We start from the raw sequence: 12,166 nt of genomic DNA, 5'->3' as shown, positions 1-12,166 counted from the left end.
CCGGTCGCGGCGACCGGTGGCTCGGCCGATGCGCGCGCTGCCGTCGCGCTGGGACGCTGAAGACCTGGTCAGCGGCGTTTCGGAGGGGGATTGCGATGAGCGGGTCAGAACGGGCCGAGATGGGTCGCCGTGGCGTACTGGCAGGCGCGGGCGCCGTGGTGGCGGGCGCGGTGACCGGCGCGGTGACCGGCGCCGTGCCCGCTGCCGCCGGTGAAGCGCCGGAAGCGGCGGCGGTCACGATCCGGCCGGGTGATCGCCGGTACGACGGCCTGCTGCGCGGGGACAACTTCCGGTTCGCCGGGCGGCCGGACGAGATCCGGGTGGTCTCCTCGACCGGTCAGGTCGTGGCCGCGGTGTCGGACGCGGTGCGGTCCGGCAGGCGGGTCGCGGTGCGCAGCGGCGGGCACTGCTTCGAAAACTTCACCGCCGATCCGGGGGTGCGGATGCTGCTGGACCTCTCGCCGATGGACGCGGTCGGCTTCGACGCCGGGCGGCGCGCGTTCGCGGTCCAGCCCGGCGCCACGATCGGGCAGGTCTGCACCACGCTGTACCAGCGCTGGGGCGTGACGATCCCGGCGGGCGGCTGCCCGGAAGTGGGCGCCGGCGGGCACTTCGCCGGTGGCGGGTACGGCCCGCTGTCGCGCCGGTACGGCTCGGTGGTGGATCACCTGCACGCGGTGGAGGTGGTGGTGGCCGGGGCGGACGGCCGGGTGCGCGCGGTGGTGGCCACCAGGGAGCCCGGCGACCCGAACCGCGACCTGTGGTGGGCGCACACCGGCGGCGGGGGCGGGAACTTCGGCGTGGTGACCCGGTACTGGCTGCGCGCGCCGGAGGCCACCGGCGACGACCCGTCCCGGCTGCTGCCGCCCTCGCCCGCGGAAATGCTGGCGTGGCAGGTCGTCTGGCGGTGGGACGAGCGGATGACCGAGCGCGCGTTCACCACGTTGTCGCGCAACTTCGGGACCTGGCACGAGCGCAACAGCGCGCCCGGCGCACCGGCCGCCGGTTTGTACGCGGTGCTCATCGCGTCGCACCGCAAGGCGGGCAGCCTCCAGCTCGTCGTGCAGATGGACGCGGACCTCCCGGACGCGAAGCGCCTGCTGGCCGAGTTCCTCGCCGAGGTCAGCGCGGGCACCGGGCTCACGCCGATCGTGCACGACGGGATCACCATGCCGTGGCTGCACATGACGACCTGGCCAGGCAACGGCGAGGGCGGCGACAAGGTCACCCGCCGGTCCAAGCTCAAGGCCGGGTACCTGCGCCGCTCGCTCACCGGCGCCCAGCTCGCCACGATCTACGCGAAGCTCACGGACTCCGCCGGTACCGAAAAGGACGGCATGCTGCTCATCGGGTACGGCGGCCAGGTCAAGGCGGTGCCGCCGGGAGCCACCGCGGTCGCGCAACGCGACGCGATCATGAAGGCGGTGTACCAGACGACCTGGCAGTCCGAGACCGAAGACAAGGCAAGGCTGGCGTGGATCCGCGCCTTCTACCACGCCGTGTACGCCGACACCGGCGGCGTCCCGGTGCCGAACGAGGTCAGCGACGGCTCCTACATCAACTACCCGGACGTCGACCTCGCCGACCCGGAGTGGAACACCTCCGGCGTGCCGTGGTCCACGCTCTACTACAAGGACGACTACCCCCGGCTCCAACAGGTCAAGGCCCGCTGGGACCCGCGCAACGTCTTCCACCACGCACTGTCGATCGAACTCCCCGCCTGAGCGCAATTCCCGATCTGGAGCCGGTGCTCGAATTCCAGGAAGTGCGTCGGACCGCGCACCGACCTGGTCCTGCACGCTGGCTTGGCGCCCAACATCTCAGCGCCCCATGTCCGATGTTCGTCGTCAGCGAGCATGGTCTCGAAATCGATGTGCCGCTCCGCGACGGCTGAGCTAGCGTCTCTGGCTACGGCGGTAACATTCCGTGCAGCTTCTCCGCAAAGCTCTGTGCTCGTGTGCATGCTTCGTTGGTATCACCCATATTGTTGCTGACAATTACGACCGCTTGCGAGGAAGGTTGAACTTCCATTGCAATGTTGCAATCACCTTTGGTTCCGATCGGCTCGGCTGTTTGAATGACCACTCGCGAGCCGATGTGGGCAGATTTCGCATTGCCTGAGGATGGCCTTTCGTTTATTGCTTTGTCGGGTTGCAGAAGGAGGCTCACCCCGCCAAACCCTTGCTTCTCGCTTTCGCAAGATTTTTTCGGGTCCGCTATAGATGGGACAGGCGTGCTGTAACCCATTCCGGCGGTCGCCTGACCGAGCATGTCGCAGGAGGAAAATTTCGCGAGTGGTTTGGCGTTGTCGGCATTCGATGGTTGGGCGGGCGTCGCCTGTGGCGTCGCGGCACCCTGCACGGCCGATGTGCACGACGCAAGTAGTCCTGCGGACGTGAGGGTCAGCAGGACTGCCGTCAACCTTGTCCTCATGTGCTTTCCTGGTTCAGTTTAGCGAAGTTGATCTTAGCTTCGTGATCCGACTCGTCGTAGTTTTTCTTTGCTATTTCAAGAGTCTCTAGCATGGTTCGATAGCCGTCGGCCATGAGCTCGAGATTTGGAATTAGTGAATCAGGACTGCCGTCTGCTACTTGAACGTTGAAGGTGGCAACGGCGTTCGCGTAAGGAAAGTCGCCTAATGGGGCATTCTTCTGAAGTATTTCCAGTCGTCGCTTGTTTGGGCCGTAATTGTCGATAAACTTCCTGCATAAATTTGTGTACGTATCGAACCCGGCTTGATTTATTGCAAATCCACCCTTCTTGGCGATCCCCTTCAGTTCGTGAGCGGTTTTGTTCATCGCCTTGGCTTTATCGCCGTCCACGATCCCGCTCATGTCGAAGAAGCCATCGACTGGGAGCGCCTCGTCGCCGCCTCCGGTGTCAGACGGCGGTGGTTGCTGATCGTCGAACTTGAACTCGTCGGCCATAGCCCACCTCTCACACGGTCGCGTGTGGTCATCACGTTCGGCGGCACGTGGAACCTGGACGCACACTCGCGAGCACGGCTCTCCCAAGATCACCTGCGCCTGTTCTCCTGACGCTGACGGTAGTCGTCTGGATGCGGGCGGTCGACCAGAACACGACGGGTGTTTGCAAACGGGACGAAGGGCTGAACGTCGTCGGGGATGAGACTCGGCTCCTCATCGGGGCGAGCTGACGCAGCGATCTTGGGAGAACAGGTAGCTCGAACACGGCAACGGCCCCTATCGATTCGTGACCGCCGGCGGCGGTCGGTCACCTCGCGTGGCCCGGCGTTCGAGCGCAATTCCCGATCGCGGTTCCGCAATCGTGCGCATGGGCTCGCGGCCGGGGTTTTCCTAGCCTCGGGGCGTGCCTGAAATCGAGCCGTTCACGATCGACGTTCCCGATGCCGGCATTGCCGATCTGCGGGCGCGCCTGGAGCGCACGCGGTTGCCGGAGCGGGAGACGGTGCGGGGTCCGTCGCAGGGGCTTGAACTGGAGCGGATGCGCGCGCTGCTGGATGCGTGGCGGCAGCACGACTGGCGGGAGCGGGAACGGCAGTGGAATGCGATTCCGCAGTACCGCGCCCGCGTCGGCGGCCTGCGGATCGCGTTCTGGCACGTGCGTTCGCCGGAAGCGGGTGCGGTGCCGCTGGTGCTGACGCACGGCTGGCCGGGTTCGGTGCTCGAGTTCGAGGAGGTGCTCGGGCCGCTCACCGATCCGGTCGCGCACGGCGGCTCCGCGGACGACGCGTTCCACGTGGTCGTGCCGTCGTTGCCGGGATTCGGGTTCAGCGACCGCCCGGCCGAGCCCGGCTGGCACCCCGGTCGCACCGCGCGGGCGTGGGCGGAGCTGATGAGCGCGCTCGGCTACCAGCGGTTCGGCGCGCACGGCGGGGACTGGGGAGCGTTCGTGAGCACCGAACTGGCGCGCCTGGTTCCGGAGCGCGTCCTCGGCCTGCACCTGACGACGCCGCTCGCGTCGCCCCTGCCGGAGGACCGGGCTTCGCCGACCGAGGCGGAACAACGCCTGCTGGACCGGCGTGACCGCCACCTGGCGGACGGGTACGGCTTCGGGCTGCTGATGGGCACGCGCCCGCAGACCCTGGGATACGCCCTGCTCGACTCGCCGTCCGGGCTCGCCGCCTGGCTCGGGGAGAAGTTCGCGGCCTACTCCGATGTCAGGCCGGAGGCGGGCGGCGGGCTCACCCCGCGGCAGCAGGTGGACGGCATCGCGCTGTACTGGCTGACCGGCACCGCCGCGTCCAGCGCCCGCTGGTACTGGGAGGCGATGCGGTGGGTGCCGCGGAGCGCGGAGGAAGAGAACGCGCGGCCGGTGACCGTGCCGACCGCGTGCTCGCTGTTCCCCGCCGAACCGTGGCCGACGGCACGGCGCTGGGCCGAACGGCGCTATCGCGATCTCCGCTCGTGGCGCGAACTCGACCGCGGCGGGCACTTCCCCGGCCTGGAACAGCCGGATCTCCTGGTCTCCGAGCTCAGGAAAGCGTTCCGCCCGTTGCGTGGCCCGGAAGTCCGTAAGTCCGTAAGTCCGTAAGTCCGTAAGTCCACTGTGGACATATCTCGGCACCCGCAAGGCCCGGATCGGAGGCCCAGTAAGAAAAGCCAGCAAGGCTGACTGATCGGGCACGGGGCCGGTCCATACCTGGCCCGTGCCCGTGCCAGGCGTGAAGACTTGGCACACGTTCGATACCACGATGGTCGGAGGAACGGGAACAATGCGGAAAATCCTGGCAGGAACGGTTCTTGGCTTCGGTGTGCTACTGGCCACCGCGACATCCGCCTCGGCTGCCGATCTCCACTACTCCGGGTACCACTACCCCACGGTGCGGGCCTGTGAAGACGGCTACTGGAACCTGATCCCGCACGGCCCGGGGGACCCGAACTGGGACGGCCCGCACGAGTGCCGGTGGAATCCGGTCGGTGTCTACGAGCTGTGGTGGTCGCGGTGACGATGCGGCGGTGAGACCAGGTGCGGATCTCATGGGATCGGTGGGCCGTGCCCACCGTCACCGGTGACGACGAGTTCGAGGTGACCTTCGGCGTCGGCTATGCCCAGGCGATGACGAACGCGACGCAGGTGCTGGAGATCTACGGGATCGCCAGGGGGACGGCCGCCGCGCTGTGGGGGCCGCGGTTCGTGGCCGAGGACACGTTCACCGCCGAACTCGGCCTGGCGGCGTTGACCGGCGAGTGGTTCGAAGCGCAGGCACCGGAGACGCTGGCCAGGATCGCCGCGTTTTGCGACGGGTTCAACGAGGCGTGCGCCGACGACGAATCCCGTGGCACGGTCCGGCGGGAGGCGTTGCCGGTGACGCCACGGGACGTGATCGCCCAGGCGGTGCGGTTGTTCACGCGGTTCTCGACGGTCGATCCCGGCAGCCTGGCGTTCTCGCCCACCGCGTTCGCCGAATCCGCCGGTTCCAACGGATGGGCGATCTCCGGGAAGCGGTCGTCGACGGGCAACGCGATGCTCGTCATCAATCCGCACCTGATGTGGCGGGGTTACCAGCGGTGGTTCGAGGTGCGGGCGATCTCGCCCGGCCGGGATTTCCACGGCGCCGCGCTGCTGGGGTTGCCGTGGCAGAACCTCGGCTACAACCCCATGGCGGGGTGGGGGCACACGATGAACCCCATCCCGAACAGATCCGTGTACGAAGTTCCTGTCAGCACGGGAAAGTACCGCTTCGACGGGCAGTGCCGTGCCGTGCGGACGATCGAGCACGAGCTCGACGTGGCCGGCGAAGGCCCGGTGACGGTGCTGGAACGGCGAAGCGTGCACGGCCCGATCGTGACCGCGCCCGACGGCACCGAGGTCGCGGTGCGCATCGCCGGGGTGTCGCACCATCCCGCGACCTCGGCGCTGGAGAGCTGGTGGCGGATGTCGCTGGCGGGCAGCGTGGCCGAGCTCGTCGCCGTCCAGGACGAACTGCCGCTGCCGATGTTCACCCTGCTCGCCGCCGACGCGCACGGCTCGATCGCGGCGATGTACTGCGGGACGCCACCGGTGCGCGCCACCGGTGACTTCGACGACAGCCGCCGCAGGCTCCCCGGCGACGATCCCCGGTGGCTCTGGGACGAGGTGCACCCGGCCGGTGCGATGCCGCGCGTGATCGACCCGGACTGCGGATGGGTGCAGAACTGCAACGAAACCCCTTGGCACTACACAGATCCACCGCTTCCGCAGGACGCCTACCCGCCCGCGATCGCCCCCGGCGTCTGGCAGGTGGAGGAACTCCGCTCGGCCGTGTCCCGTAGCTGGCTCGCGGAACGGGACACCATCAGCCCGCAGGACCTGCTCGATCTGAAGTTCGGCAAACGCGCGCTGCTGGCCGACATCGCGCTGGACGACCTGTGCCGCGCGGCTTCGCCCTACGACGATCTCCATGCCGCGGTCGAGGTACTGTCCACATGGGACCGCCACGCCCAGCACGACAGCCGCGGTTACGTGCTGTTCTGGCTGTGGGCGCTCTTCACCGGCCCCGCGCTGCTCGACCGGACCCTGTTCACCCCGGTTTCCGAACCGGGCGCCATCCCCGGCGGCCTCGCCGACGCGGCGGCGACCCTGCCGGCGTTGCGCCTCGCCATCGAGACACTGGCCGGTCTCGGGCTGCCGCTGGACGCCGCCGTCGGCGAAGTCCGCGCACTCGACGGCATGGTCCCCGCCGACGGCGGGTCGGGCGCGCTCGGCATCATGAAGTCGTTCGAACTCACCCTCGCCGGCCGCGGGATCGACGTGCTGCTCGGCGACACGTGGATCTCGCTCGTCCAGTTCCAGCCGGACGGCCGGACCACCGCGGAGAGCCTCCTCGTCTACGGCAACACCACCGAGCCCGGCGCGCCACCGTCCGAATCGCAGTACGACCTCTGGGCCGACGACCAGTTGCGCGTGTCCAGGTGGAGCAGCGATCGCGAGCCACACCTGGTGACCCACCAGGACTGAGGCCGCGGTTGCCTTCTCGGGATCCGCCGCCACCCCGTGGGCCCGCGCCTGTGCCGCCCCGCAACCTTGCGTAGTACTGGCAGGGCCAGCCAAGCCCTTGGTGATCGGCTGGATGACGATCAGACTCAAGGCATGGGCAAGAACGACTTGGGCGAGTTCCTGCGGGCTCGCCGTGCCGGGCTCACGCCGGACCAGATCGGCCTGCCGGTCGAGTTCGGCGCCGGTCGCCGGGTCGCCGGGCTGCGGCGCGGTGAGGTCGCGCGGCTGGCCGGGGTGAGCACCGAGTACTACACCCGCCTGGAACAGGGCCGCGCCCGGCAGCCGTCCGAACAGGTACTGGACGCCCTCTGCGACGCGTTGCGGCTCGACGACATCGAGCGGCGGCACCTGTTCGCCCTCGCGGGTGCCATCGCCGGGCACCGGGATCCGGCCGGGCCATCGGCGCGGCTGCGACCGGCGCTGCGGCAGGTACTGGAGTCGATGGATCTGGCCGCCGCTTTCGTCAGCGACCGGAACCTCACCGTCGTCGGCGGGAACGCGTTGTGGGCGTTGTTGTTTCCCGCGGTGGCCGAGCTGCCGCGCCGGGAACGCAGCATGGCGCGCTGGACGCTGCTGGACCCGCGTGCCCGCCTGGTGTGGTGCGACTGGGAACGCGTCGCCCGCGACTACGTGCACGGGCTGCGGCTGGCCGCCGCCGCCCAGCCGCGGAACCAGCGCATCGCCAGCCTGATCGGTGAGCTGATGATGCGCTCACCCGAGTTCCCGGCCTGGTGGTCGGAACACCGCGTCCAGGAACGCAGCACCGGCCTCAAACGCCTCCACCACCCGGTCGCCGGTGACCTGGAACTGCGGTACGAGGTCCTCACCCCGGTCGCCGACCCCGGCCACACGCTGGTCGTCTACAGCGCGCCGACCGGCTCGCCCGCCCAAGAACGCCTGCGGCTGCTGGCGAGCTGGGGCAGCGAACCCGCCACGGCGACCACCCGGGACACCACCGGGTCCTGACGCCCCCACCCGCACACGACCCCGCGGGGTCGATGCCGCCATGCCCTGACCCAGCCACGAAAGGAAACCCGCAGTGCGCAAGACATTCCTCATCACCGGCGTCAGCACCGGCCTCGGGCTCGCCATCGCCCGAAAGGCACTGGCGGCAGGGCACCGGGTCGCCGGCACCGTGCGCACCGAGCAGCACGCGACCGCCTTCGAGGCGCTGGAACCCGGCCGTGCCAACGCCTTCATCCTCGATCTGTCCGAAACGGACCGGATCGACCCCGTGGTACGGGCCGCCGAAGCGGAACTGGGCCCGATCGACGTGCTGGTGGCCAACGCGGGCTACGGCCTCGAAGGCACTTTCGAAGAGTCATCGATGGCCGACCTGCGCCGCCAGTTCGAGGTCAACGTGTTCGGCACGGTGGCGACCGTGAAAGCGGTCCTGCCCGGCATGCGGGAACGGCGTGGCGGCCACATCTTCGTCATCACCTCGATGGGCGGGCACACCACGTTCCCCGGGCTGGCGTTCTACGAAGGCAGCAAACACGCGCTGGAAGGCATCACCGACACCCTTGCCCAGGAGGTCACCCAGTTCGGCGTGCGGGTCACCGCGGTGGCTCCCGGCGCGTTCAAAACCGACTGGGCGGGCAGGTCACTGGTCCGCGCACCACGCGGCATCGCCGACTACGACGCCCTGTTCGACCCGATCCGGACCCGCCGCCAGGCCCTCGCCGGTCAGGGCATCGGCGACCCCGATCGCGCGGGTGACGCCATCCTCACCCTGCTGGAGGCGGAAAAGCCTCCCGTGCACATCCTGCTCGGCTCGGACGCGCTACGCCTGGTCACCGCCGGGCGCCAACGCGTCCAGGACGACTTCGACGCCTGGGAGGACCTCAGCCGCTCCACCGACTCCACCGAAGGCGGCGTGACAGTCGCCTGACCCCGGCCAGTCCACCGCCAACCGGCCGCGGAATGCCGGAAACCGGGGTTTCAGGCACTGGCGAGCACGATCGTCTCGGTGGCGGGTGACTGGCTGCTGCGGCGGAGTTCGAGCAGGCTGACGCCCGCCGCGACCCGGCGGAACGCGGCGGCGGAACGGCTGGCCGCCACCGTTTCCGCTTCGGCCGCGAGGCACAGCGCGGCGGTGCGGATCGCCGTCGCGGCGCCCGCGGTGAGTTCGCGTTCACGGCCGAAGACGGGCATGGCGAGCCGTTCCAGCCGGACCACCACCTCGCCGAGCCTGCCTTCGGCCGGGCCTGCCCCGGCCAGGACATCTTCGCAGGCGCGCTGGACCTCCACCCCGAGCGAGCCTGGCGGCACGACGCGGTCGGTGGTGCCGATGCCCACGGCGGCCACGAAAGCACGCGCGAAGGCACCTTGGAACCGGTGCCAGTCCGCGGTTTCCCAGCCCTGGGACTCGTGCAGCGCCTGCGCGAGGGCACCGGCCGGGGCCGGCCCGGTGAGCCTGGTGAACTGCCGTTCGAACTCGGCGGACGGTGCCGGGTCGCGCTCGGCGTCGCGGGCCAGGTCGAGGCCGAGCACGATGTCCAGTTCCCGGTCCAGGTCCAGTTCGAGTGCCCGGTCGAGGTCTTTGCCCAGCGCGTCGGCCAAGCGGCGGGCGTAGTCGAAATCGCGGGACAGGGACCGGTCGAGGTCGTGCACCAGGCCGCTTTCCTTGTCCGCGCCGCGATTGCGGGCCGCGTCGAACGGGCGCCCCAAGGAAAGATCCAGTGCCAGCGTGTTGTTCAGCGTGTGCAGACGGCCGAGATCGCGCAGGCGCGCCAGGTCGAGAGCGTGCGCGCGGTCGACCTCCCGGCCGACCGCGCGCGCCAGATCCGCGGCGCGTGCCGTCGCCGAATCGAGCCGCCGGGCCAGGACGGGGTCACCGGCGCGGGCCAGCTTCGCCGCGCCCGCCAGTCCGCGGACCAGATCGCCGGTCAGGTCGTGGGCACGGGCGCTCGCCACGCCGTGATCGAGATTGAACGAGACGGACCGCAGCAGCACGAGGGACCGGATCACCAGCCACCTGGCCAGTGTCGTCGCCGAGCCGTGGAGATCCTGGGTGACGTGCTGGACGAGGACACGGGAGGGGATCGTGTGGGGGTGCGGGTCGCCCTCCGCCGTCCACAGTTCCGGCGCTCCCGGCCCGGCCGGCCGCACCCACACGCTGAGGCTGCCGGGCGGCTCGGCGGGCTGACCGAGCGCGCGCCGCACCGCGGGATCCTCGATCTCGGCGCGGCTGGGCAGCCGGTAGCCCGGCTCACCGCCGGTGATTTCGTTGACCCACCGGATGAATCCGAGCACGTCGGCCGGGCGGACCCCGACCACCGGGCCACCGGTTCCCGGGACGAACGGCCGCGGATCGTCGGGACGTTCGGTGCCGGTATCGGCGAGGAACAGCCAGTAGATGTCCACGGTGATCGGCTGGACGCAGATGCGCGCGGCCCCGGCGGCGGGGGTGAGATCGCGCAGGTGCCGGTTCACCATCACCCGCGCCATCAGCCTGCGGCGACGGGGATCGGTGCCGGCGTCGTAGCTCGAGTGCAGCAACCGGTCCAGCCGGTCCCGCAGCGCGGGATCGATCTCGCGGGCATGCTGCGCGCAGTCGAACGCCAGCGCCAGCGCGATGACGCTGCCGGACACGAGACAGGCCCGGATGATCGGATCGGCGTCCGCGCGGGCGGAGTAGAGCAGCGTGCATTCCCGCCACCACTCGTCGTCGACGCATCCGGGGAGCAGGCCGGACGGCCCCTTGTCCTGGATGTGCGCGGCGGCGAGGTGTTCCTGGAAAGTGTGGTGGGCGAAGGAGTACAGGCCGTTCTCGCGTTCGACCAGCAGCCCGCTGGCACCGACGCCGGTCAGGAACGCTTCCGCGGTGAGGTCCTTGGAAACCCGGCGCAGCATCGGTTCGAGCGCGGCGAGCACCCCGGAGCGCGGGAAGTCCCGTACCCGGCGCTCCATCATGGTGAACGCGAGCTGGCGCAGCAGCAGTTCCTTCTGGTCCCCGCCGAGTTCGACCGGCAGCCGCTTGGCACTGTGCCGCCGCCACAGCATCACTTCGCAGATCTCGCTGTAGAGCTCGGCCCGGCTTCCCGGCAGCGCACTGCGGTAGTGATGCACGTTGGCGATCATGGTCAGCAGCAACGGGTTCACGGTGAGTTCGCGCAGCGCGGCCGAATTCCGCAGCCGATCAAGCAGGTCGTCGGCCGCGGAGACGGCGCGCGTCTCCAGCTCGCCCGCGTCCACACCGGTGGTTTGCCGCTCGATCGACCGGTACCACCCGCGCACGAAGCGCGCGACCTGTTCGTCGGTGAACCGCCGCACCTGGAACACCGTGGCGCCGGTGATCGCGGCCGCCCGGTACCCGTGCGGGCGGGAGGTGATCACGTAGTCGTTGCCGGGGTACTGGCCGATCTGCCGTTCCACCCAGTCCGAGATCGAGCGGCGGTCGGCGGGGGCCGGTACTTCGTCGAGACCGTCGAGCAGGACCACGCACGAACCGTCGCGCAGCTTCTGTTCGAACCAGCCCCGCGGCTCGTCCGCACGGTACCGCCCGAGCGTTCCGCGCTGGAGATCCGCCAGCGCCACTTCCGGGGTGGCCAGGATTTCGGCCGCGTGATCGCGCAGGAACAGGAAGATCGGCACCGTGCGCCGCCGCTTTCCCCTGGTGCGGCAGATCTTGCGGGCCGTGTGGCGCAGCAAGGTCGTTTTCCCGCTGCCCGCCGCGCCGACCACCGCCAGCACGCTCGGGGAAGGCCGGTCGAGCCGGTCTCCCAGCGACGAGCGCTCGGTCAGTCCGGCGGGCACGTCGGCCAGCGGGTCCGACATCACCTGGTGCGGGCTTCGCGGTACCAGCCAGGGTTCCACGAAGACCTCGTCGAGCTGAGGAGCGTAGGGCCCGATGGTCGCCAGGCCCTTGAGGTCGACGAACCGCAGGGTCCCGAGGACGAACTCCCGGTACCGCCGGTCGAAGCGCACCAGCTTGCGCCCGAGGCTCTGATCGATCCGGTCGACGAGCCGCGCCCGCCAGCGTTCGAGGAGTTCCGACCAGACTCCCTTGGCGAACGACAGGACCGCGAGCACACCCTCGTAGAGGATCAGCAGGACCACGGCGAGCACGGAATGCTCGTGGACCCAGCCGGACCAGAGCCCGGCCGTGGCTCCCGGCGGCACCAGGATCGCCGCCAACCAGCCAAGCTGCCCCTTCGCGTTGCTCGTCGGCATGCTGCGGCCCCTCCCGTGCACGATGTTCCAG

General features: G+C 69.7%; 9 protein-coding genes. 6 read left to right on the top strand and 3 right to left on the bottom strand.

All coding sequences use genetic code 11. The features are described from left to right. The first annotated feature begins 95 nt into the window (after positions 1-95). The gene (locus ABD256_RS39020; protein WP_344430513.1) at positions 96-1,724 is read left to right on the top strand and encodes an FAD-binding oxidoreductase; all 1,629 of its coding nucleotides are present in this window, start codon (positions 96-98) and stop codon (positions 1,722-1,724) included. A 184-nt stretch (positions 1,725-1,908) separates the two neighbouring features. On the opposite strand, the gene ABD256_RS39015 is transcribed toward ABD256_RS39020, so the two are convergent. Continuing rightward, positions 1,909-2,421 carry a hypothetical protein gene (locus ABD256_RS39015; protein ID WP_344430511.1) on the bottom strand — a complete coding sequence of 171 codons (513 nt, stop codon included), beginning with the start codon at positions 2,419-2,421 and terminating at the stop codon, positions 1,909-1,911. Between the two features lie 8 nt (positions 2,422-2,429). Beyond that, complete coding sequence (locus ABD256_RS39010) at positions 2,430-2,927, bottom strand: hypothetical protein (protein WP_344430510.1); 498 nt, start codon at positions 2,925-2,927, stop codon at positions 2,430-2,432. 403 nt (positions 2,928-3,330) lie between these two features. Between ABD256_RS39010 and ABD256_RS39005 the strand changes: the two genes are divergently transcribed. From ABD256_RS39005 to ABD256_RS38985, 5 genes are all read left to right on the top strand, one after another. After that, complete coding sequence (locus ABD256_RS39005; RefSeq protein WP_344430509.1) at positions 3,331-4,515, top strand: epoxide hydrolase family protein; 1,185 nt, start codon at positions 3,331-3,333, stop codon at positions 4,513-4,515. 181 nt (positions 4,516-4,696) lie between these two features. Beyond that, positions 4,697-4,930: a hypothetical protein gene (locus ABD256_RS39000; protein ID WP_344430507.1), complete on the top strand. Its 234-nt coding sequence runs from the start codon at positions 4,697-4,699 to the stop codon at positions 4,928-4,930. Between the two features lie 20 nt (positions 4,931-4,950). Beyond that, positions 4,951-6,921, top strand: a complete 1,971-nt coding sequence (locus ABD256_RS38995) for a penicillin acylase family protein (RefSeq protein WP_344430505.1) — start codon at positions 4,951-4,953, stop codon at positions 6,919-6,921. A 132-nt stretch (positions 6,922-7,053) separates the two neighbouring features. Further along, positions 7,054-7,926: a helix-turn-helix transcriptional regulator gene (locus ABD256_RS38990; RefSeq protein ID WP_344430503.1), complete on the top strand. Its 873-nt coding sequence runs from the start codon at positions 7,054-7,056 to the stop codon at positions 7,924-7,926. Between the two features lie 73 nt (positions 7,927-7,999). Next, complete coding sequence (locus tag ABD256_RS38985; RefSeq protein WP_344430501.1) at positions 8,000-8,851, top strand: oxidoreductase; 852 nt, start codon at positions 8,000-8,002, stop codon at positions 8,849-8,851. A 50-nt stretch (positions 8,852-8,901) separates the two neighbouring features. Here ABD256_RS38985 and ABD256_RS38980 read toward each other — a convergent pair whose 3' ends face one another. Further along, the gene (locus ABD256_RS38980) at positions 8,902-12,135 is read right to left on the bottom strand and encodes an NACHT domain-containing protein (protein ID WP_344430499.1); all 3,234 of its coding nucleotides are present in this window, start codon (positions 12,133-12,135) and stop codon (positions 8,902-8,904) included. Positions 12,136-12,166: the final 31 nt, after the last annotated feature.

It is taken from the genome of Amycolatopsis minnesotensis (genome assembly GCF_039529815.1).
Lineage (GTDB): Bacteria > Actinomycetota > Actinomycetes > Mycobacteriales > Pseudonocardiaceae > Amycolatopsis > Amycolatopsis minnesotensis.
This window is presented reverse-complemented; position numbering and strand designations above follow the sequence as displayed.